Origin of the sequence: Streptomyces sp. BE303 (genome assembly GCF_036290945.1) — a bacterium.
Taxonomy (GTDB): Bacteria; Actinomycetota; Actinomycetes; order Streptomycetales; family Streptomycetaceae; genus Kitasatospora.
Genome location: NZ_JAQYWZ010000767.1, coordinates 153,998 through 176,293, shown reverse-complemented (window position 1 = coordinate 176,293; position 22,296 = coordinate 153,998). Strand labels below are relative to the sequence as shown.

Sequence of the window (22,296 nt, the reverse complement as noted above, 5' to 3'; positions counted from 1 at the left end):
GCGCCCGCGCTTGCAAAAAACCGGCGAATCACTCCGTCGGTATCAGCTGTGGTCGGTGGAACCCGTCGGTTCCGTGGACGCCCGCGTTGAGGCCCCGCTCACGCTTCCCGGAAGATTCCCGTACTTTCGCCCCGCAGCTGCCGCGGTGTCGACTTCACACCACTGTGTCCACACACTGTCCGTGAACACATGAACGGCCATCACGGGAACGACGAGTACATGGGACTCGCTTCCAGTCCTCCCGGCGGGAGGCGCGCAGCATCGGCACTCAACCGAGCAACTTGGACATACTGCCACATGGAGCAGCCGTAAAGCCAATCGGGGCCGGTGGGGGTATCCCCCACCGGCCCCGACCGCACGGCCCGGCCGCGCGACGTCACGCGGCGGCCGGACCGTGTGACGCTCAGTGCTTGCGCCAGACCATCCAGCCCTGGCCCTTGTTGACCCGCTCGACGTACCACTGCGCCGGGTGGTCGTGCCAGTAGGCCTCGGGCGCCTTGCCCTCCTCCGGCAGCGGGGTGACGATCACGTTCGCCTGCGGGGGGACGGGCTGCCAGCGGGGGTCGCGGTACCAGACCCGGCCGAGGTAGACCTCGTAGGCCTGGGCCATCCGCGTGCTGCCGTCGAGGTCCCAGGCGAGCACCACGTTGTCCTTGGGCTTGATGCCGGCGGCCTTGGTGAAGCCGGTCGCGTAGGTCTTGCGCCAGGACGTGTACGGGTCGGTGATCTGCTCGGTGATGGTGGTCGTCGCGAACCCGGCGAACAGCGCGAGCGAGAGGCCGACCGCCCAGAGGACCTTGCGTCCGCCCGCGAGCAGGAGCATCACGACCGCGCCGAGGATGATGAACGCCGCGGTCGTCGACCGCATCATGTTCAGCTTGCTCCAGTCGCTGGCCAGGAACAGGACGTCCGGCATGCCCCAGCCGATGAAGACCTGCTTGTACAGCTGCGAGCCCGCCGACCAGATCACCAACTGGGCGAGGAGCAGGGTCAGGCCGACCGTGCCGGCCACCGCGTAGCCGAGGCTGCGCCGGCCGAACCGGGCCAGGACGGCGACGCCGGCCACGAAGGCGACCGGGACCAGGTACGACAGGTAGCGGGCGTAGACCCAGTTGTCGATCCGCGCGTCGTCCGGGAGGGCCGCGGCGGAGGCCAGCGCGGTGCCGAAGAGCAGCGCCACCATGACGCCGCCGACGATCCGGTGCGGGCGCGGGAAGCGGCTGCTGAAGAGCGCGAACAGGCAGGTGACGACCGCCAGGCCGCCGATGCCCCAGGTGGAGACGATGAAGTACCAGATCTGCCCGGTGGTCCTGGTCAGCGTGCGCTGCAGGATGTCGGGGTTCTTCAGGCCGTCCCACAGGTACGAGCCGACCTTGCTCGGCTCCACCTCGAACTGGCGGTTGAGCCACCAGGACAGCGCCTTGGCGAAGAGCACGCCGGCACCCAGCGCACCGAGGCCCGCCACGGTGGTCCGCCACGGCGCCCAGCGCAGCAGCAGGACGCCGACGAAGACCACCCCGGTCAGGGCCACCACGACGCCGCCGCGGTCGTGCGTCGCCAGCGAGTAGGCGGCGGCGGCACCCGTGCCGGCCGCGTACCAGTAGCGGTGCTTGGTGGGGCCGTCGCTCAGCCAGCCGTGCATGCAGAGCAGCCAGGCCAGGATCAGCACCGGCAGGACGGTGTCCGCCATGACGTACTCGGAGTAGAAGATCACCGGCGGCAGCAGCGCGGTGACCCCGGCGAACACGTACGCCAGCAGCCGGCGCAGGCCCAGGCGGCGGAGCGCCAGGTAGGCCAGCGGGAAGACCAGCGCGTTGAGCAGCGCGTTGATCCCCATGATCAGGTGGTAGGCCATCGCCGGGTCGTCGGAGAGCCGCAGGGCCGGGGAGATCAGCAGCGGGTAGCCCCCGGGGATCACCACGCCGACCGGCATCTCGGTGGTCTGGCGTCCGGCGAGCACACGGGCCAGGACGAGGTAGGAGTCCTCGTCCGCGTGCACCGAGGGGTAGCTCAGGTGGCGGACGAGCACCAGCCGGAAGGCGACCTCGACGGCGTACCCGACCACCAGGGCGGCCGGCCAGAACCACCGCCGGCCGCGGGCCTCCTCGAACCGCTGCACAGCCCGGGCCGTCAGACCCGTCGACCGGGACGCGGCGACCGGCTGTCCGCCCGTCCGAGCACCGTCCCGGTGCTCCTCGACAGTTTCCGCTGAAGTCTGCACTGAACTCCGACTCTTCCTAGTCCGGCTCCGCATAGGATTTCGGCAGACCGCCCGGCCCGACCGCGGCCCACTCCGCCGGACCGTTCGTCCGAACGGGCCGGCTGCGGAGGTCACGCTAACAAGTGGCGCACCAGGTCATGCGCTTCCCGGTCGCGGCGTACACGGACCGATCGCATCCGGCCCGTTCACATACCACACCCAGCGTGACGCTCATGGTAGCCACAGGCCGCAGGCGTGTCATAACGTGACCGCCGAGTGGTCGCCACGCCGCCGCGCCCCCACGGCTCGAAAACGGCCCCGATAAGCTGGGAACAGCCACTCGTGCAATCCCTCGCCACCGACCCCAGGGCCGCCCCCGACACCCGGGGCCGCCTGGCTCACCTACCGGCCCGGAGCCTCCACACATGTCACGCACTCAGCGCAAGCGGCCCGCCTTGCTGGCTTGCCCCCCGCTGTCCGAGGCGCTCGGACGCAAGAACGGCTTCGGACTGCTGCGTCTCGTCCTCGCGCTCTCGGTGATCTTCGCCCATGCCATGCCGCTCGGCATGGGGAAGCACGACCTCGGTTACGACCAGGCGCAAGGCCAGACGAACGTCGGCGCGATGGCGGTCGCCGGCTTCTTCGTCCTCTCCGGCCTGCTGATCACCCGCAGTGGCATGCGGCTGAGCACCGGCCGGTTCATGTGGAACCGGGCGATCCGCATCCTTCCCGGTCTCTGGGTCTGCCTGCTGGTCACGGCGCTCGTCATCGCGCCGCTCGTCGCGTACCACCAGGGCCGGCTCGACGGCTTCTGGTCGCACCCCCAGGGGCCGTGGTCCTACCTCAAGGCCAACTACGGGATCGGCGTCGGCCAGTGGGGCGTCTCCGGCCTGCTGGACCACAACCCGCACCCGACCGCCTTCAACGGCTCGGTCTGGTCGCTCTCCTACGAGGTGTTCTGCTACCTCGCGGTCGCCGCGCTCGCCGCGCTCGGGATCCTCCACCGGGCCCGCTGGGCGGTGGCCCTGCTGGTCGCCGGCATGTACGCCTACCTGGTGTCGATGGCGGTGGACTTCGACCGGCTGCGCCTGCCGCTCTACGCCCCGACCGACCTGCAGGGCTGGCGCTTCCCGTTCCTCGACTGGCTGAGCATGGAGATGCTGCTGCCGGTGGGCTTCATGTTCGGCCTCGGCGCGGTCGCCGAGCTCTACAAGAAGCGCCTCCCGATCAACCCGGTCGCCGGTGTGCTGGCGTTCGGCGTCGTCCTCGCCACCGCCCACTACGGCGGCTTCACCGTCATCGGCCTGCCGGCCTTCGCCTACGTGCTGCTCGTCCTGGCCGCGCGGATGCCCGGCCCGCTGACCAAGGTCGGCGCCAAGGTCGACCTCTCGTACGGCGTCTACATCTACGCCTTCCCGATCCAGCAGTGCCTGACCCTCTGGGAGGTCAACCGCCACGGCTACGCCGTCTACACGGCCCTGTCGGTGGCGCTGGCGCTCCTCGCGGCGCTCTGCTCCTGGTTCCTGGTGGAGAAGCCCGCCCTCAAGCTCAAGGACCTCGGCCTGCGCCGGCCCCCGAAGGCCGGTCCGGGCACGGCCGGCACGGCGGCCCCGGCAGCGGCGCCCGCCGGCGCCACCGCCCCGGCGCCCCTCGGCGGGGTCGGGGTCACGGCGACCACCGCCGGTGGGGTCCACGCGGCCCGCTGACCGGCCGGACACCCGCACCGACGCCTCGGGCCCGGTACGCACCCGCGTACCGGGCCCGAGGCGTTCCGGCGCGCGGAGCTCGCGGAGCCGGCCGCACCGGCAGGACGGCCCACCGGGCCCGGGAACGAGTCCGGCCCCGCCGCGTGGTGCGGCGGGGCCGGAACCCGGTCACTGTCCTCGTGCCGGTGCTTCCAGGCCCTAGGCCCGGCCGACGAGCTCGGGGCGACGGGCGGCCTGGCGGCTCGCGGGCTGGATCGCCTTCAGGTGCGCGGGCATCCGGCGGATCATCGCGAGCAGCAGCACCAGACCGGCGCGGGACAGGTAGATCATGGCCTTGACGGGCGAGGCGCTGGGCGTACCGGTGGTGCGCTCGCGCATGGCGACCGGCACCTGGCGCACGACGAAGCCGCAGCGGGCCGCGCCGACCATGCTCTCGATGGTGTCACCCAGGTACTCGACCGGGTACCACTGCGCGAAGAACTCGATGAGCGGCTTGTTGCACGCCTTGAAGCCCGACGTGGTGTCGGTCAGGCGGGTGCGGGTGATGCGCGAGAGCACCACCGACAGCAGCTTCATCGCCCACTTGCGGGGGCCGCGCACCTTGTAGCTGCCCTCGCCGTCGAAGCGGGCGCCGATGACGAGGTCCGCCTCGTCCAGCTTGGCCAGCAGGGCGGGGACGTAGGCGGGGTCGTGCTGACCGTCGGCGTCGCACTGGATCGCGACGTCGTAGTCGTGCAGGTGGGCGTAGCGGTAGCCGAACCGCATCGCGCCGCCGACCCCGAGGTTGTAGGGCAGCTGCGCCACGCGGGAGCCGGACGCCGCGGCGACGGCGGCGGTGTTGTCCACCGAGCCGTCGTCCACGACGAGGGTGTCCACGCCGGGGAGCTTCTGCTGGATCTCGCGGAGGATCTTGGGCAGGCCCTCCGACTCGTTCCAGGCGGGAAGGATGATCAGTACCCGCTTGCCGTCGATCATGCCCTCACCTCGGGGTTGGTCGAGCCGCTCGCCTGCTGGTTCGCACCGGCGATCGGGAAGCCGTGGTGCTCGGCCAGGTGGGCGCGCATCATCGCCACGTCCTCGGCCAGGGTGCGGGTCTCCGCCTCCAGCCGAGAGGCCTCCCAGCTGAGGTGCAGCGACACCAGCAGGACCAGGACGAAGCCGGCGAACAGCACGAGGCTCACGCCGGACGCGATACCGAGCCGGCGCGCGGTTGAGTCCAGGATCGTGGGGAAGAACCCGAGCGGCGCCACGATGACGCCGATCGCGAGCCAGATAGCCGCGTACTTCTCCCGCAGCTGCTGGCGACGCAGCAGCTCCAGGATGTAGACGACCACCAGCACGCCGGTGATCGAAGTGATGACGGTGAGTTGCACGACTGGTTGCGCCTTTCAGCGGCAGTGGCGTGGCCAAGGAAAAGACATATTAAAGGCATGGCGTGAACGAATGGCCGCCGCCGGGGGTGCTGGGCGGGGCCGAGGGGTGTCACACCTCTGACGACTGGCGTGCTGCCGGGGTCGCCCGCTCCCGCGCCGAGGGAACGACCGGAGCGGACAGGGAACGGGCCAGCGCCCATAGCATGGCAGCCGCACTCACCGCCGCACCAGCCAGGTACCCGAGTTCGACCCGGGTCGCGATCTCGCCCGGCGACAGGGTCACCGCGACCAGGACGGCGGTACCCGCCAGCCAGGCCAGCAGCTGCCGCTGGTGGCGGCCGAGCGAGAGCAGCGCCTGACCGAACACGGTCGCCAGCATGTAGCAGAGGGTGCCGAGCACGAGCCAGAGGAAGTCGGTCGACCCCAGCACGTCCTGCGCCTTGAACAGCACCTGGATGGCCCACGGCCCGAGGACGACCGTCGGCAGACCGGCGGCCGTGCACATCAGCACGACGATGCCGCCGGTCCGCAGCAGCACCTTCCGGAACTCCGCCTGGTTGCCCGCGGCGGCAGCGCCGGACAGCGAGGAGACCAGCGAGGCCTGGATCGCGGCGTAGGCGAACAGCGGGACGCGGGCCAGCACCACGGCGTTGGCGAGCGCGGCGATCAGCGCCTTCGAGGAGGGCGAGAGCGAACCCACGCTCACCACCGCGGCGTTGACCATCAGCTGGGCGAGCAGGGTGGACCCGGTCAGCAGGCCCAGACCGGTGGTCACGTCGCGCCAGGCCGGGGCCGGGCCGCCGCGCCGGTCGGCGAACACCTTGCGCATCCCGATCACCGAGGCGGCCAGCGGCGAGATCACCAGGATCAGCGCGAACGCCAGCGGCGAGTGGGTGCCGAACAGCGGGATCAGCGCGGCCAGCCCGATCCGCAGCCCGCCGTCGACCGCGAGCTGGGCGCCGTACGCGCCGAAGTGGCCGAGCCCGGCCAGCGCCCCGCGGGCGACCGAGCTGACGGCGAGGCCCACCAGGGCGCCGCCGAGGCCGGCGACCAGCCAGAGGTCACCGGAGAAGAAGCGGTCGGCGATCGGCCGGGCCGCGGCGGCGACCACCAGCAGCACGACGGCCAGCACCACGACGGTGGCCAGCAGGACGCGCCGGATCGCCGGACCCGGCCCGCGACCGGCCACGTCGCGGGCCGCGACCAGGCGGTTGAGCTCCAACTCGACCGGGGAGAAGAGTCCGTACCCGACGGACATGACCACGGTCCAGAGCATGTTGACGCCCGCGACCTGGGTGGTGTCCAAGCTGTGCCCGGCAAGCGCCAGGAAGATGTACGACGAGACACCGAGCACGACGGTGCCGCCGAGAACGAGCCGCACGCCCGGGGGCAGCGCCCCCAGCAGCTTGGCCACCGGGTTCGTCATCGCAGGGAGGCCTTGGCCTTCAGCGGCTCCCACCAGGCGCGGTTCTCGCGGTACCAGGTGATGGTGGCGGCCAGGCCGTCCTCGAAACGGACCTGCGGGGTGTAGCCGAGCTCCTCGCTGATCTTGGTGATGTCCAGCGAGTAGCGCAGGTCGTGGCCCTTGCGGTCGGCGACCGGCTCGACCATGGACCAGTCGGCGCCGGCGGCCTGGAGCAGCAGCTCGGTGAGCTCCTTGTTGGTGATCTCGGTGCCGCCGCCGATGTTGTAGACCTCGCCGGACCGGCCCTTGCGCATGGCCAGCTCGATGCCGCGGCAGTGGTCGGAGACGTGCAGCCAGTCACGGATGTTGCCGCCCGTGCCGTACAGCGGCACCTTCCTGCCGTCCAGCAGGTTGGTGGTGAACAGCGGGATGACCTTCTCCGGGAACTGGTAGTGCCCGTAGTTGTTGGAGCAGCGGGTGACCACCACGTCCATGCCGTGCGTGCGGTGGTAGGCGAGCGCCAGCAGGTCGGAGCCGGCCTTGGAGGCCGAGTACGGGGAGTTGGGCGCGAGCGGCCACTCCTCGGTCCACGAGCCCTCGGAGATCGAGCCGTAGACCTCGTCGGTGGAGACGTGGACGAAGCGGCCGACACCGTGCTTCTTGGCCGAGTCCAGCAGCACCTGGGTGCCCAGGACGTTGGTGACCACGAACGGGCCCGCGCCCTCGATGGACCGGTCCACGTGGGACTCGGCGGCGAAGTGCACGACCACGTCGTGGCCGGGCATGACCTGGTCGACGGCGTCCGCGTCGCAGATGTCGCCACGCACGAAGGTGTAACCGCTGTGACCGGCGACGGACGCCAGGTTGGCCTCGACGCCCGAGTAGGTGAGCTTGTCGAAGACGGTGATCTGATCCGTTGCGTCGGCGCTCAGCAGCTGCCTGACGAACTCTGAACCGATGAAGCCGGCGCCGCCGGTAACGAGGATGCGCATAGTGCGGGCAGTCTACCGGTGCACCCCGGGGCCATCGCCCCGGGTCAGCAGCAGGCTCCGAACCTCACATAAGCTGCGCGCATGCGTGGAATTCTCTTGGCGGGCGGTACCGGGTCACGTCTGTGGCCGCTGACCCGAGCAGTCTCGAAGCAGCTCCTCCCCGTCTTCGACAAGCCGATGATCTACTACCCGCTGTCGACCCTGGTCATGGCCGGTATCAGCGAGATCCTGATCATTACCACCCCGCAGGACCAGGAGCAGTTCCAGCGCCTGCTCGGCGACGGCTCCCAGTTCGGCCTCAAGCTCGAGTACGCCGTCCAGGAGAAGCCCGAGGGCATCGCCCAGGCCTTCGTGCTCGGCGCCGACTTCATCGGCGACGAGCCCGTCGCGCTGATCCTCGGCGACAACATCTTCCACGGCAGCGGCCTCGGCACCCGGCTCGCGGAGCGCACCTCGCCGCACGGCGGCATGGTCTTCGCCTACCCGGTCGCCGACCCGACCGCGTACGGCGTGGTCGAGTTCGACGACAACGGCCAGGTCATCTCCATCGAGGAGAAGCCCACCCAGCCGAAGTCGCGCTACGCGGTGCCCGGTCTCTACTTCTACGACAACCGCGTGGTCAAGATCGCGTCGGGCCTCAGCCCGAGCGCGCGCGGCGAGCTGGAGATCACCGCCGTCAACGAGGAGTACCTCAAGACCGGCGAGCTGCACGTCACCATCCTCGACCGCGGCACCGCCTGGCTCGACACCGGCACGTTCGTCTCGATGGTCCAGGCCTCCGAGTTCGTGCGGGTCATCGAGGAGCGCCAGGGCTTCAAGATCGGCTGCATCGAGGAGGCCGCCTGGCGGGCCGGCCTGATCGACGACGCGCAGCTGCGCGAACTCGCCGAGCCGCTGTGCAAGAGCGGCTACGGCGACTACCTGATCGCCCTGCTCGACGAGGAGAACGCCCGGTGAAGTTCCGCGAGCTCTCCCTCCCCGGCGCCTTCGAGGTCACCCCGCAGCAGCACGGCGACCCGCGCGGCCTGTTCATGGAGTGGTACCGCTTCGACCGGCTGGAGGAGGTCGTCGGCCACCCGCTGAACCTCGCCCAGGGCAACCTGTCGGTGTCCGCCAAGGACGTCGTCCGCGGCATCCACTTCGCCGACGTCCCGCCCGGCCAGGCCAAGTACGTCAGCTGCGTCCGCGGCGCCGTCCTCGACGTGGTCGTGGACCTGCGGGTCGGCTCCCCCGCCTTCGGCCGCTGGGAGTTCGTCCGCCTGGACGACGTCGAGCGCAAGTCGGTCTACATCCCCGAGGGATTCGGCCACGGCTTCTGCGCGCTGACCGACGACGCCACGCTGTCGTACGTCTGCTCCGAGACCTACAACCCGACCGGCGAGCACGCGGTGCACCCGCTCGACCCGGACCTCGGCATCGAGTGGCCCACCGACGCCCCGCAGCTGTCCGCCCGTGACGACGCCGCCCCGTCGCTGGCCGACGCGATCGCCGGCGGCCTGCTGCCGGACTACGAGAAGTGCCTCGCCTTCACCGAGGGCCTGCGCACCCGCTGAGACCGTCCGATGCCCGGGTCCACCGCTCTGCGGCGGGCCCGGGCATCGTCGTCCGCGGGGCCGCGGCCCGGCCCGCAGCCCGGCGCTCGGCCCCGCGCTCGGCCCGGCGGAGGGGCGCGGACGGGCTCAGTATGATGGGCCAGCCACAGGGTCCCTGCCCTGTTCCGGCCCCGACTCCGACCAGCGGATGTGCCTCCACCATGACCACTCTGGAAATCCTGCTTCCGTACTACGGCGACGTCGCGCTGATGCAGGCAGCGGTGCGCAGTGTGCTGGCCCAGACCGACCCGGACTGGCGGCTGACCGTCGTCGACGACGGTCGGGAGCCCGGCGTGCCGGAGTGGTTCGCCGAGCTCGACGACCCGCGGGTCCGGTACTTCCGCAACGAGAAGAACCTCGGCGTCACCGGCAACTACCGCAAGTGCCTGGGCATGGCCGAGCACGAGTACATGATGTTCATGGGCACGGACGACATCATGCTCCCCAACTACGTCGCCACCATCCGCTCGATCCTGGCCCAGTACCCCGGCGTCGCGATGATCCAGCCGGGCGTCCAGGTCATCGACGGCGACGGCAAGCCCAGCAGCTCGCTCGCCGACGAGGCCAAGCGCCGGATCTACGCGCCCAAGCAGCAGGGCCGCACCCTGCGGGGCGGCGAGGACCTGGCGGTCAGCCTGCTCAAGGGCAACTGGCTGTACTTCCCGTCGATCTGCTGGCGCACGGACGCCGTGCGGACCATGGGTTTCCGCGACAACCTGGAGATCATCCAGGACCTCGCGCTCGTCATCGACCTGCTCCAGGCCGGCGAGCAGATGGTCGTCGACGACGTCCGGGCCTTCCAGTACCGCCGGCACGCGGTCAGCATCTCCTCCTCGTCGGCCTTCAGCGGCACCCGCTTCACCGAGGCCCGCCGGTACTTCCTCGACGCCGCCGACCGCCTCGACGCACACGGCTGGCCGCGGGCCGCCAAGGCGTCCCGGATGCACCTGTCGGCCCGGATCCACGCCCTCACCCTGGTCCCTGGCGCGATGCGCGCCGGCCAGTGGGACGGGGCGAAGGCCCTGCTGCGCAACGCCACCAGCACGGCCGCCCGCCCCCGCTGACCCCCGCTCACCACCGTCCCCTGGGAGATCTCCGCAATGACCGCACCGCACACGACCCCCTCCCGGGTGGCCGTCCTCGGCGGCACCGGCTTCATCGGCCGGGTGCTCGGCGCCCGCCTGCTGGAGCAGGGCGTCGAGGTCGTCAGCCTGGCCCGCAAGGCGCCGGCGGTGCCGGCCCCCGGCCGGTTCGTCGCCTTCGACATCTCCTCCGACGCCGCCGCCGACCTCACCGCGCTGCTCGACCGTGAGCGGATCGACACGGTCGTCAACGCGGCCGGCGGCATGTGGGGCCTGAACGACGAGCAGATGTACCAGGCCAACGTGGTCCTGGTGGACCGGCTGATCGAGGCGGTCTCCGCGATGGCCTCCCCCGCCCGCCTGGTCCACCTCGGCACCGTGCACGAGTACGGCATGGCGCCGGTCGGCACCGGCCAGCGCGAGAGCGACCCCGCCGCCCCGGTGATGGAGTACGGCAAGCTCAAGCTCGCCGCCACCGAGGCCCTGGTCCGGGCCGTCGAGGCCGGCCGGCTGGACGCGGTCTCGCTGCGGCTCGGCAACGTCGTCGGCGCCGGCCAGCCCGGCCACAGCCTGCTCGGCGTGATGGCCGCCAAGCTGGACGCCGCCCGGCTGGCCGGCGAGACCGCGCAGCTCTCCCTCCAGCCGCTCACCGCCCAGCGCGACTTCGTCGACCTCACCGACACCCTCGACGCCGTCCTGATCGCCGCCCGCGCCGACGTCCTCCCGCCGGTGGTCAACGTCGGCACCGGCACCGCCTCCTCCGCCCGGCTGCTCGTCGAGCTGCTGATCGAGGAGAGCGGGGTGCCCACCGAGATCACCGAGGTCCCCGCGCCGGACGGCACCGGCCCGGAGACCGAGTGGCAGCAGCTCGATGTCACCGTCGCCCGCGAGCAGCTCGGGTGGGAGCCCCGGCGCACGCTGCGCGAGGCCGTCCGGGACCTCTGGCAGGCCCAGGTCGCCTCCTCGGCCTGACCCCCGCGGCAAGCAGCACGGCAGTACGGCGGTACGAGACTCAGCGGGCCACCGGCCCCGACGGGCGCGGTGCCCGGACCCCCCCGGGTCCGGGCACCGCGCCCGCGCCACCCAGTGAACGGGAAGGCACGACACTGCGCGCCCTGCTCCGCCCGCACGGCACCCTCGCCGACCTCTGCACGGGTCGGGCCAACAGCTTCGGCGCCGTGCGCCTGCTGCTCGCGGTCGCGGTGGTGGTCTCGCACGTCTACCCGCTCGGCTGGGGCCGGCTGGACCCCCTCTGGAACTGGAGCGGTCACCAGACCGACTTCGGCAAGTCGGCCGTCCTCGGCTTCTTCGCCCTCTCCGGCTTCATGATCACCGGCAGTGCCGCGGCCCTGTCGCCCCTCCGCTTCGCCTGGCACCGGGCCCTGCGCATCCTGCCCGGGCTCTGGGGCTCGCTGCTGGTCTGCGCCCTGGCCCTCGTACCGCTGCTCTACCTCTTCCAGCACGGGTCACTGACGGGCTTCTGGAACCGCCCGGACGGTCCGCTGAGCTACCTGAGCAGCCTCGGCAGCACCTCGCCCGCGGCCGGCTGGGACATCTCCGGCGTGCTGGCCGAGGGCATCCGCCGGTCGACCAACTTCGACCGGAGCCTCAACGGCGCCCTGTGGTCCCTGAAGTACGAGATCCTCTGCTACGCCCTCGCCGGCCTGCTGGCCGCGCTCGGCCTGCTGCGCGGCCGGCTGGTCGTCCCCGCGCTGGCGCTGGCGCTCTGGCTGATGATCGCCGGAGGCCTCGCCGACCTCCCGTCCCCGGGCTCCCCGCTCGTCGGCCCCGGTGTGGCCGTCCCGGTCCTCGGGCAGCTCAGCGGGTACCTGCTGGTGCACCTCGGGTTCGTCTTCCTGCTGGGCGCCGGCCTCCGGCTGTGGGCCGACCGGATTCCGGTGGACGACCGGCTGGCGCTGGCCGCCGGGATCGTCCTGGCCGGGACGCTGTACTGGCGCGGCTATCCCGTGCTCGGCCACCCCGCCCTGGTGTACCTGCTCTTCTGGGCGGCGGCCCGGCTGCCCCGCCGGTTCCAGGCCGTCGGACGCCGCCACGACTACTCGTACGGCGTGTACATCTACGGGTTCCCGGTCGAGCAGGCGGCCGCGCTGCTCGGCTTCGCGCGCTTCGGCGTCCTGGGCTTCTTCGCGGCCGCCATGACCGCGACACTGGCCCTGGCGGCCTTCTCCTGGCACGTCGTCGAGGAGCCCGCGATGCGGCTGCGGAACTGGGCCCCGGGGCCGCGGGGCTCCGCGGAGGGAGCCCGGCCCGCGAAGGCCGGCAGCTGAACCGTCGCGCCGGAGCGCCCGCCGACCGCCGACCGCCGCCCGGGTCAGCCCTTCCGCTCCTTGAAGACCCAGATCCGCATCAGCACGAAGCGCAGGACGGTGGCCAGGCCGTTGGCGACCACCAGGCCCGCCACCTCGACCGTGCGCGAGGCGTCCGGCGCCGCGAGGTCCAGCAGGGCGAGCACCCCGGCGCTGAGACCCAGGCCGATCAGGAAGGCGACCGCCCCCTGGAGCTGGTGGCGCAGGGCGCCCTCGGCACCCGTGATCCCGAAGGTGAACCGCCGGTTGGCCGCGGTGTTGGCCACCGCGCTCACCGCGAGCGCGATCAGGTTCGCCGCCTGCGGGGCGACGAACTGCCGCGCGACGACGTACAGCCCCAGGTAGAAGAGGGTGCTCAGGACCCCGATCACCAGGAAGGACGGGATCTGGCGCCGGACCGTCCCGGCCGGCCGCGCCGCCGCGGGACCGTCCTGCGCCGGCACGGTCGGCTTGTCGGTGGAGACCATCTGGATGCCCATGATTTCTTCGTCGGATCAGGAGAGCTCGTACACGGCCACCCGGCCGTTGTCGAACACCTGCTTGGTGAGGTCCTTCAGCCGCGGCGACTCGGCCCCGGCCTTGCGGTGGACCACCAGGTACCGGAGCCGGGGGTCGTCGTCGCGCAGCCGTCGCAGGGTGTCCGCCGTCGGATGGTAGAACGCCTCCTCGTTGCGCCTGAACAGGGCCTCGTCCCAGAAGCCCGTCGTGGCCGACACGGCGCCGGCCGCGGTGGCCATCAACCGGGGCGCGTAGGCCCAGCCCTCGATCAGCACCGAGCGTTCGGAGTAGGCGCTCAACCAGTACGAACGGTAGTTGTCGCAGGAGGCGCTGTCCGCGTAGTCCTCGAACTGCCAGCAGTGGCTGTTGGTGGCGAGCACGTCCTGCGGCCCGCTGTGCTCACGGACCCAGCGGGCCGCCTGGACCTGCGTCTCCGGCAGGATCCACGAGCCCTCCCAGTGCACCTTCCGCGCCTGGAGGACGTCCAGGGCCGTCGCCGGGACGCCCACCGCCAGCACCGCCGTCAGCAGCACGACGCCGCCGCGGCGCCGCAGCGCAGGCACCGCCCGGCCGGCGAGCCGCCAGAGCAGGCCGCCGGCCAGCGCGAGCCCGGCCAGCGCCGCCGCCGCGACCAGCGCGGGCAGCAGCTTGACGTACGGCGGCTCCCCCGCCGGACCGTCGAACGGCCGGGCCGCGAACGCCTTCCAGTCGTCCGAGTACCGGTAGAGGGCGAGGGTGAGCGCTCCGGCCAGGACCGCCGCCGCGGCGGCCAGCAGGAGCACGGCACGGCGCGGGAGCGCCGCCCGCTCGAAGGTCTCGCAGTACCCCCACGCCGAGAGCAGGGCGGCGAAGGGCAACCCCGCCAGGGTGAAGTAGCTGGCGTTGAAGCCGTTCACCGCGAGGTAGGCGGCCGGCCCGGCCAGCGCGCCGCCGAGCAGGAACCACTGCACCGGAGCGAGGTCCAGCCGGCTGCGCCACAGCAGGGGCAGCATCCCGGCCGCCTTGAGGTGGTGGTTCAGCACGAACGCGACCAGGATCGCGGCGACCAGCCCGGCCTGCACCGCCGCCGGCCGGGAACCGTCCGGATCCGCCCAGTAGCCCCGGACGTTGCCGAACGGGACGACCTCCAGCGCGTAGCTCTGGAAGTCGAAGACGGCGGCCGTCGCGAAGAGCTGCGCCGCGCCGACGATCGCCCCCAGGCCGACGATCGTCCACGGGACGCGCCGCGTCCCGATCAGGATCATCAGCCCGGCGAAGCCGAGACCGCCCAGGACCACCGGAAGCGTGCTGGCCTTCGCCGCGCTGGAGGCCAGCGCGAACAGCGCGGCGAGCACGTAGGCGCCGCGGCCGAACGACGGGATCCCCCCGTCGCCCTCCCGGGTCCGCCTCAGGAGGTCGCCGGCCGCACCGATCAGGGCGATCAGCAGCGGCTGGCTGTACGTCAGGGAGAGGCTGGCGAACGACATCAGCCGGACCGCGGGAGCCCCGAAGGTCCAGCTGCCCACGTTGTTGGGGTACGCCGCGGTGAACTCGCCCACCGCGAACACCAGCAGGGCCGCCACCGGGCCGGCCCAGGGCCGGCCCACGAGCCGGTGGGCGACCACCGCGACGGCGAGGATCCCCAGCGCGCCCAGCGCCGGGACCATCAGCCGCATCTCGACCACCGACAGGTCGACGTGCCCGACCAGATCGCCCATCGCCATGTGGACGAAGGTGAACCAGTGGTAGTTCAGCGGCTCCCCCGACACCTGCGGCAGGGTCGGCGGGACGTTGTACTTGGCGTTCCCCGCGAGCGACAGCAGGTAGGGCAGGTCGCCGTACTGCCGGCTGGTCTCGCTGTCCGGCAGGATCGGGAACCGGGCGAGGAAGACCTCGTAGTAGTACGCCGAGGAGAGGGCCACCACGCCGGCCGTCGCCCAGGACCAGCGCTCCGCCGGCCGGCGGTACCCGGCCGGCCGCCAGTGCCGCCGCAGGCCGGGCACCGCCAGGAAGGGCACCACCACCAGCAGCGGCCAGGCCACCGCGAACCTCTGCAGGCCGAGCGACACCAGCAGGGCCCACGCGCCGAGCTCCAGCACGAGGCCGGTGACCGCGCCGAGGACGAGGTCCTCGACCAGGGTGTGGGGGCGGCGGCGGAGCGCCCGGAACACCAGCGTGCCGGGAAGCAGCACGCCCCAGGCGGCGTAGCCCGTGTAGCGGGCGACGTCGCCCGGCGGGGTGTCCGTGGCCAGCAGCAGCGCGACCGCGAACAGGTAGCAGGCCACCGCCGGCGCCCACCGCCGCAGCCCGCCCGGGGCAGGGGAGCCGCGGCGGCCCGCCGTCAGCGACGCGGAAGCACTCGCCCCGCCCGGCGGGCGACCGTCCCGGGACCTGGCCGAGGACGCCGTGCTGTTGGTGGTGCCCATGCTGTCCGTTCCGTCCTCCGTGCCGCGCACCGGAGCCGCCCCGGGCGGCTCGACACGGTTCGCTGCGACCGGATCCGTTCCCCTGTGGAGGTCATCGCGACCGCTCCTGCCACTCGTCCTCGGCCGAGTCGTAGCCGACGAAGTACGCGGGGCGGGCCTGCACGGCCGAGTAGATCCGCCCGATGTACTCGCCGAGCAGACCGACGCAGATCAGCTGCACGGCACCGATGAAGAGCATCCCGATGAAGAGCGACGACCAGCCCGGCACGGTGGCGCCGAGCGCGTACGCGAACGCCGTGTAGACGGCGAGCCCTATGCAGACCAGGAAGCTCAGCAGGCCCATCCAGGTGGCGAGCCGCAGGGGACTTGCGGAGAAGTTGGTGATGCTGTCGATCGCCAGCCGCACCATCTTGGACAACGGGTAGTGCGTCGCCCCGGCGACCCGCTCCTCGCGGACGTAGACGACCTCGCCGCTGGGGAAGCCGAGCCAGGGGACGAGCAGCCGGTAGACCGGCTGGTGCTCGGGGAGGGACTTGAGGGCGTCGACGGCGGCCCGGCTGAGCAGCCGGTAGTCGCCGGCCTGGCTGGGCATCCGCTTGCCGACGAGCTTGCGCATGAGCCAGTAGTAGGCGCCGGCGGTGCGCCGCTTGAAACGGGTGTCGGTGGCGCGGTCGCCGCGGACCCCGTAGACGATGTCCAGGTTCTGCTCGCGGGCGAGCGCGAGCATCTCGGGGATCTTCTCCGGCGGGTCCTGGAGGTCCGCGTCGATGCTGACCACGTAGTCCCCCAGCGCCCGGTGGATCCCGGCGGTGAGCGCGGCCTGGTGACCGGAGTTGCGCGCGAAGCGGACGATGCGGAACTCGGGCCAGTCCTGGCGGATCTTCTGCATCAGCACCGGGGTGACGTCCGTGCTGCCGTCGTCGACACCGACCACCTCGTAGGTGACGTCGAGGGCGTCGAGTATCGGGCGGAGGCGCTCGACCGTCAGCGGGAGCGCTTCCTGCTCGTTGTAGATCGGCATCACGACCGACAACTGGGGCGCCGTTGGCATGAGGTGCTCCCGCTTTCCGCTGCTGGGGCTGGTTCGTGGCCCGAGAATAGCAGCAGCCTGTGAGCGCTCCGTGAGAGAAGATGAGCGCAGGGTTAAGACCGAAGGGCCCCGCACACCCTGAGGTGTGCGGGGCCCTTCGGATCGCCTGTGGGTCACAGGCAGGTCAGATCGTCAATTACTTGAGGATCTTGGTGACCTGGCCGGCGCCGACGGTGCGGCCACCCTCACGGATGGCGAACTTGAGGCCCTCCTCCATGGCGATCGGCTGGATCAGCACGACCGTCATGGCGGTGTTGTCGCCCGGCATGACCATCTCGGTGCCCTCGGGGAGGGTCACGACGCCGGTCACGTCCGTGGTACGGAAGTAGAACTGCGGGCGGTAGTTGTTGAAGAACGGGGTGTGACGACCACCCTCGTCCTTCGACAGGATGTAGGACTGGGCCTCGAAGTCGGTGTGCGGGGTGACCGAGCCGGGCTTGATGATGACCTGGCCGCGCTCGACGTCCTCGCGCTTGATGCCACGGAGGAGCAGACCGACGTTCTCGCCCGCCTGGCCCTCGTCGAGCAGCTTGCGGAACATCTCGATGCCGGTGACCGTGGTGGTGGTCTTGGTCTCCTTGATGCCGATGATGTCGACAGTCTCGTTGACCTTGAGGATGCCACGCTCGATACGACCGGTGACGACGGTGCCACGACCGGTGATCGTGAAGACGTCCTCGATCGGCATCAGGAACGGCTGGTCCACGGCACGGGCCGGGGTCGGGATGGCCTCGTCGACCGCCGCCATCAGGCCGAGGAGCTTCTCGCCCCACTCCTTGTCGCCCTCCAGCGCCTTCAGCGCGGAGACGCGGACGACCGGCAGGTCGTCGCCCGGGAACTCGTACTCGGAGAGGAGCTCGCGGACCTCGAGCTCGACGAGCTCCAGGATCTCCTCGTCGTCCACCATGTCGGCCTTGTTCAGGGCGACGACGATGTAGGGGACGCCGACCTGGCGGGCCAGGAGGACGTGCTCCTTGGTCTGCGGCATCGGGCCGTCGGTGGCGGCGACGACGAGGATCGCACCGTCCATCTGGGCCGCACCGGTGATCATGTTCTTGATGTAGTCCGCGTGACCCGGGCAGTCGACGTGGGCGTAGTGACGCGCCTCGGTCTGGTACTCGACGTGCGCGATCGAGATGGTGATACCGCGCTGCCGCTCCTCCGGCGCCTTGTCGATCTGGTCGAACGGCGTGAAGGGGTTGATGTCCGGGTGAGCGTCGTGCAGCACCTTGGTGATCGCCGCGGTAAGAGTGGTCTTACCGTGGTCGATGTGACCGATGGTGCCGATGTTGACGTGGGGCTTCGTCCGCTCGAACTTCGCCTTCGCCACTGCAGTCCTCCTGAGGACAGTTCTGTACGCCGTGCTGACGTCAGTTGGTCTTTGATCGGGTTGGGTACGGAGCGCCGAGGCACTCCATGCCGTCCCGCGGGTGGGGGCCGGAGGCCCCGGGAGAATCCGACCGGATTCTCCCGGATTGCCTCCTAATAGCCTAAGGGTTCGCTGTCGTCCCGATCGTCGGGACGTACGGCGGCCTCGAACAGGGAGCCGGCGGGTGCCGGTCCCTACTCGCCCTTGGCCTTGGCGATGATGTCGTCCGCCACGTTCCGCGGAACCTCGGCGTACGAGTCGAACTGCATCGAGTAGCTCGCGCGACCAGAGGTCTTGCTGCGCAGGTCACCGACGTAGCCGAACATCTCGGAGAGGGGCACCAGCGCCGTGACGACGCGGGCACCGTGACGCTCGTCCATGGACCGGATCTGGCCACGACGAGAGTTGATGTCGCCGATCACGTCGCCCATGTAGTCCTCGGGCGTGGTGACCTCGACGGCCATCATCGGCTCCAGGAGGACCGGGGAGGCCTTCCGGGCGCCTTCCTTGAAGGCCATCGAGCCGGCGATCTTGAACGCGAGCTCGGACGAGTCGACGTCGTGCGCCGCACCGTCGAGCAGCTTCACGCGGACACCCTGGAGCGGGTAGCCGGCGAGGATGCCGAACTCCATGGCCTCCTGGCAGCCGGCGTCGACCGACGGGATGTACTCCCGCGGCACGCGGCCACCGGTGACCTGGTTGACGAACTCGTAGCCCTCGGCCTGCTCGAGCGGCTCGATCGCGATCTGCACCTTGGCGAACTGACCGGAACCACCGGTCTGCTTCTTGTGGGTGTAGTCGATGCGCTCGACGGCCTTGCGGATCGTCTCGCGGTACGCGACCTGCGGCTTGCCGACGTTGGCCTCGACCTTGAACTCACGGCGCATACGGTCGACGAGCACCTCGAGGTGCAGCTCGCCCATACCCGCGATGATGGTCTGGCCGGTCTCCTCGTCCGTGTTGACCTGGAAGGACGGGTCCTCCTCGGCGAGACGCTGGATGGCAACGCCCAGCTTCTCCTGGTCACCCTTGGACTTGGGCTCGATCGCGACGCGGATGACCGGGGCCGGGAAGTCCATGGACTCCAGGATGACCGGGTTCTTCTCGTCGGACAGCGTCTCACCGGTGGTGGTCTGCTTCAGGCCCATGACGGCGATGATGTCGCCGGCGCCCACCGAGTCGATCTCCTCACGCTTGTTCGCGTGCATGCGGTAGATCTTGCCGATGCGCTCCTTCTTGCCCTTCACGGCGTTCAGCACCGAGGTGCCGGACTCCAGGCGGCCCGAGTAGACCCGGACGAAGGTGAGCTTGCCGAGGTGCGGGTCCGACATGATCTTGAACGCGAGCGCGGCGAGCGGCTCGTCGTCCGAGGCCTTGCGGGAGATCTTGACCGTGTCGTCACCGGGCTTGGTGCCCTCGATGGACTCGATGTCCAGCGGCGACGGCAGGTACTTGACGACCGCGTCGAGCAGGGGCTGAACGCCCTTGTTCTTGAACGCGGTACCGCAGAAGATCGGGGTGAAGTCCGAGTTCAGCGTGCCCTTGCGGATCGCGTCCTGGAGCAGCTCGACCGGGATCTCGGCCTCTTCGAGGGCGAGCTCCATGATCTCGTCGCTCACGTTGGAGACGGTGTCGATCAGCTGGGTGCGGTACTCGTCCGCCTGCTCCTGCAGCTCGGCCGGGATGTCGACGATGTCGTACATCTCACCCTTGGCCGCCTCGGCGGACCAGACCAGCGCCTTCATGCGGACCAGGTCGACAACGCCCTGGAAGTCCGCCTCGGCACCGATCGGGAGCTGCATGACCAGCGGGGTGGCGCCGAGGCGGTCCACGATGGTCTGCACGCAGAAGAAGAAGTTGGCGCCCGTGCGGTCCAGCTTGTTGATGAAGCAGATGCGCGGGACGCCGTAGCGGTCAGCCTGCCGCCACACGGTCTCGGACTGGGGCTCGACACCGGCGACACCGTCGAACACCGTCACGGCACCGTCGAGCACGCGCAGCGAACGCTCCACCTCGACGGTGAAGTCGACGTGGCCCGGGGTGTCGATGATGTTGATGGTGTTGGCGACGTCGTCGACCGTCCAGTGACAGGTGGTCGCGGCCGACGTGATCGTGATGCCGCGCTCCTGCTCCTGCTCCATCCAGTCCATGGTGGCAGCGCCATCGTGGACCTCACCGATCTTGTACGAGACACCGGTGTAGAACAGGATCCGCTCGGTGGTGGTGGTCTTGCCCGCGTCGATGTGCGCCATGATCCCGATGTTGCGGACCCTGGCGAGGTCAAGGGAGGTTGCAGCCATGGTGGCTCGTTCTCTCTCTGTCTAGTGACGGGGTACGGACTACCAGCGGTAGTGCGCGAAGGCCTTGTTGGACTCGGCCATCTTGTGGGTGTCCTCGCGACGCTTCACGGAAGCGCCCAGGCCGTTGCTGGCGTCGAGGATCTCGTTCATCAGGCGCTCGGTCATGGTCTTCTCGCGACGGGCGCGCGAGTAGCCGACCATCCAGCGCAGCGCCAGGGTGCTGGCGCGGCCCGGACGGACCTCGACCGGAACCTGGTAGGTCGCGCCACCGACACGGCGGGACTTGACCTCGAGGGCCGGCTTGACGTTCTCCAGCGCACGCTTCAGCGCGACGACCGGGTCCGAGCCGGTCTTCTCACGGACGCCCTCAAGGGCGCCGTAGACGATCCGCTCGGCGGTGGAGCGCTTGCCGTGCAGCAGGATCTTGTTGACCAGCTGGGTGACGACAGGGGAGCCGTAGACCGGGTCGATGATGACCGGGCGCTTCGGGGCGGGGCCCTTACGAGGCATTCTTACTTCTCCTTCTTGGCGCCGTAGCGGCTGCGAGCCTGCTTGCGGTTCTTGACACCCTGGGTGTCGAGCGAACCGCGGATGATCTTGTAGCGGACACCAGGAAGGTCCTTCACACGACCACCGCGCACCAGCACGATGGAGTGCTCCTGCAGGTTGTGGCCCTCGCCCGGAATGTAAGCGGTGACCTCGATCCCGCTGGTGAGGCGCACACGGGCGACCTTACGAAGCGCCGAGTTCGGCTTCTTCGGGGTGGTCGTGTACACACGCGTGCAGACCCCACGGCGCTGCGGGGAACCCTTCAGCGCGGGAGTCTTGTTCTTCTCGACCTTGTCCTGCCGGCCCTTTCGGACCAGCTGCTGGATCGTAGGCACCGTTTCTCCGTTTTCTGTGTGCCAAGGCTTGGTGAAACTAACCTGCGGTGTTCCCTGCACACACAGCCGCGTGGTCGACCCACGCGGTCGGGTGTGTTGGGCTATTCCGACACGGAATCCCATGAGCTGATGTACAGCGGCGGCGCTCTACGCTCGGGGCACTGGAAAGCGCTCCGGCTCGGCGCGGCGGCCGGTGTGCATGCACGCACAAGGACCCGGGGACACCCCAGGCACAAGGTCAGAGCGTACCTAGCGCATCGGGCTCGGTCAAAACAAATGCAACGCCGCAGGTCGTGGCCGTCGGCCGGGTGTCGCCGGGATGTCCCGCACGCGGCCGCCCGGTGTCGGACCCTCCTCCTGCCGCTCTACCACATCGCGGGAACCGTCGCCACCGGAGCGGCCTCCGGCCGCCCCGCGGGCGGTCAGCCGCCGAAGAGCACCACCATCACGCCGAGCAGCATCCAGAACGCGATCGACAGCCAGCCGAAGACCAGGCCGGTGACGGCCATGCCGTCGCCCTCCTCGTTCCGCTCCTGCACCTGCCGGCGGCCGATGTGGCCGGTGATCACGGCCGGCAGCCCGAGCATGCCCCCGGTCGGGACGCACAGCAGGCCGAGCACCAGCGAGGTCACCGCCACCGCGTTGGTCCGGCGCTGTGGCGGGAGCGGCTGCGGGATCAGGAACGTCGGCGGCACGACCGGCCCGGCGACGTGCGCCGGGGCCACCATCGGCCCGGACGGCAGGTCGGCCACCAGCTGGGCGAGCTGCCCGTAGGTCTGCGCGGTGCTGGCCGCCGTGAACCGGTCGCCGTACTCGTCCGCCGTGAGCCGCCCCTCGGCGAAGGCCGCCTTCAGCACGTCCACCGTCCGCTCGCGGTCGGCGTGCGCGGCACGCATCGCCGCCTGCGCCGAGACGGCAGGCTGGCGCCCCCCGGCCCCGTACCCCGGTTCGCCCCACGGCTGAACGGCCATCCGCCACCTCCCGGCGCCCCTGCGTGCATCGGCACGCCCACTGGTCCTCATAGTGCAGGACGAACGGGGGCCCTGAGTAGTTGCCACCTTCCGGTTATTCGA

The 22,296-nt window shown here is 70.6% G+C and carries 19 protein-coding genes; 6 read left to right on the top strand and 13 right to left on the bottom strand.

The genetic code is table 11. The features are described from left to right. Positions 1–403: 403 nt before the first annotated feature. Positions 404–2,119: a phospholipid carrier-dependent glycosyltransferase gene (locus PUR56_RS23745; RefSeq protein ID WP_329950391.1), complete on the bottom strand. Its 1,716-nt coding sequence runs from the start codon at positions 2,117–2,119 to the stop codon at positions 404–406. A 506-nt stretch (positions 2,120–2,625) separates the two neighbouring features. On the opposite strand from PUR56_RS23745, the gene PUR56_RS23740 reads away from it, so the two are divergent. Then, on the top strand, positions 2,626–3,906 hold the full coding sequence (locus PUR56_RS23740; protein ID WP_329950390.1) for an acyltransferase family protein: 1,281 nt from the start codon (positions 2,626–2,628) through the stop codon (positions 3,904–3,906). 198 nt (positions 3,907–4,104) lie between these two features. Here the strand turns inward: PUR56_RS23740 and PUR56_RS23735 are convergent, their stop codons facing one another. From PUR56_RS23735 to rfbB, 4 genes are all read right to left on the bottom strand, one after another. Beyond that, positions 4,105–4,881 (bottom strand): glycosyltransferase family 2 protein, encoded by a 777-nt coding sequence (locus tag PUR56_RS23735; RefSeq protein WP_329885386.1) that lies wholly within the window; start codon positions 4,879–4,881, stop codon positions 4,105–4,107. Next, on the bottom strand, positions 4,878–5,279 hold the full coding sequence (locus PUR56_RS23730) for a DUF2304 domain-containing protein (protein WP_329885387.1): 402 nt from the start codon (positions 5,277–5,279) through the stop codon (positions 4,878–4,880). The genes PUR56_RS23735 and PUR56_RS23730 overlap by 4 nt, the downstream gene beginning before the upstream one ends. A 109-nt stretch (positions 5,280–5,388) precedes the next feature. Then, on the bottom strand, positions 5,389–6,705 hold the full coding sequence (locus PUR56_RS23725) for a lipopolysaccharide biosynthesis protein (RefSeq protein ID WP_329885388.1): 1,317 nt from the start codon (positions 6,703–6,705) through the stop codon (positions 5,389–5,391). Next, positions 6,702–7,676, bottom strand: coding sequence for a dTDP-glucose 4,6-dehydratase (gene rfbB, locus PUR56_RS23720; protein WP_329950389.1), 975 nt, complete (start codon positions 7,674–7,676; stop codon positions 6,702–6,704). The genes PUR56_RS23725 and rfbB overlap by 4 nt, the downstream gene beginning before the upstream one ends. Before the next feature lie 81 nt (positions 7,677–7,757). Here rfbB and rfbA point away from each other — a divergent pair, with 81 nt between their 5' ends. From rfbA to PUR56_RS23695, 5 genes are all read left to right on the top strand, one after another. Further along, the gene (gene rfbA / locus PUR56_RS23715; RefSeq protein WP_329885390.1) at positions 7,758–8,633 is read left to right on the top strand and encodes a glucose-1-phosphate thymidylyltransferase RfbA; all 876 of its coding nucleotides are present in this window, start codon (positions 7,758–7,760) and stop codon (positions 8,631–8,633) included. Next, entirely contained in the window at positions 8,630–9,229 is a 600-nt protein-coding gene (gene rfbC, locus PUR56_RS23710) for a dTDP-4-dehydrorhamnose 3,5-epimerase (protein WP_329950388.1), read from the top strand. The genes rfbA and rfbC overlap by 4 nt, the downstream gene beginning before the upstream one ends. Before the next feature lie 200 nt (positions 9,230–9,429). Continuing rightward, positions 9,430–10,332: a glycosyltransferase family 2 protein gene (locus PUR56_RS23705; RefSeq protein WP_329885392.1), complete on the top strand. Its 903-nt coding sequence runs from the start codon at positions 9,430–9,432 to the stop codon at positions 10,330–10,332. 36 nt (positions 10,333–10,368) lie between these two features. After that, positions 10,369–11,322 carry an NAD-dependent epimerase/dehydratase family protein gene (locus tag PUR56_RS23700; RefSeq protein WP_329885393.1) on the top strand — a complete coding sequence of 318 codons (954 nt, stop codon included), beginning with the start codon at positions 10,369–10,371 and terminating at the stop codon, positions 11,320–11,322. Positions 11,323–11,528: 206 nt separating this feature from the next. After that, positions 11,529–12,638 carry an acyltransferase family protein gene (locus tag PUR56_RS23695; protein WP_329950387.1) on the top strand — a complete coding sequence of 370 codons (1,110 nt, stop codon included), beginning with the start codon at positions 11,529–11,531 and terminating at the stop codon, positions 12,636–12,638. A 44-nt stretch (positions 12,639–12,682) separates the two neighbouring features. On the opposite strand, the gene PUR56_RS23690 is transcribed toward PUR56_RS23695, so the two are convergent. The 8 genes from PUR56_RS23690 to PUR56_RS23655 form a co-directional block, all read right to left on the bottom strand. Then, positions 12,683–13,156: a GtrA family protein gene (locus PUR56_RS23690; protein WP_329950386.1), complete on the bottom strand. Its 474-nt coding sequence runs from the start codon at positions 13,154–13,156 to the stop codon at positions 12,683–12,685. Between the two features lie 15 nt (positions 13,157–13,171). Beyond that, a complete protein-coding gene (locus PUR56_RS23685; protein ID WP_329950385.1) occupies positions 13,172–15,580 on the bottom strand; it encodes a hypothetical protein in 2,409 nt (802 codons plus the stop codon). Positions 15,581–15,671: 91 nt separating this feature from the next. Continuing rightward, positions 15,672–16,631: a glycosyltransferase family 2 protein gene (locus PUR56_RS23680; protein WP_329885399.1), complete on the bottom strand. Its 960-nt coding sequence runs from the start codon at positions 16,629–16,631 to the stop codon at positions 15,672–15,674. A gap of 175 nt (positions 16,632–16,806) precedes the next feature. Beyond that, positions 16,807–18,000: an elongation factor Tu gene (gene tuf, locus PUR56_RS23675; protein WP_329885400.1), complete on the bottom strand. Its 1,194-nt coding sequence runs from the start codon at positions 17,998–18,000 to the stop codon at positions 16,807–16,809. A 233-nt stretch (positions 18,001–18,233) separates the two neighbouring features. Next, positions 18,234–20,339, bottom strand: coding sequence for an elongation factor G (fusA, locus tag PUR56_RS23670; protein ID WP_329885401.1), 2,106 nt, complete (start codon positions 20,337–20,339; stop codon positions 18,234–18,236). A 39-nt stretch (positions 20,340–20,378) separates the two neighbouring features. Further along, positions 20,379–20,849: a 30S ribosomal protein S7 gene (gene rpsG / locus PUR56_RS23665; protein ID WP_148644378.1), complete on the bottom strand. Its 471-nt coding sequence runs from the start codon at positions 20,847–20,849 to the stop codon at positions 20,379–20,381. 2 nt (positions 20,850–20,851) lie between these two features. Next, complete coding sequence (gene rpsL / locus PUR56_RS23660; protein ID WP_014144289.1) at positions 20,852–21,223, bottom strand: 30S ribosomal protein S12; 372 nt, start codon at positions 21,221–21,223, stop codon at positions 20,852–20,854. A gap of 422 nt (positions 21,224–21,645) precedes the next feature. Further along, positions 21,646–22,194, bottom strand: a complete 549-nt coding sequence (locus PUR56_RS23655; protein ID WP_329950384.1) for a DUF1707 and DUF4190 domain-containing protein — start codon at positions 22,192–22,194, stop codon at positions 21,646–21,648. Positions 22,195–22,296 lie beyond the last annotated feature (102 nt).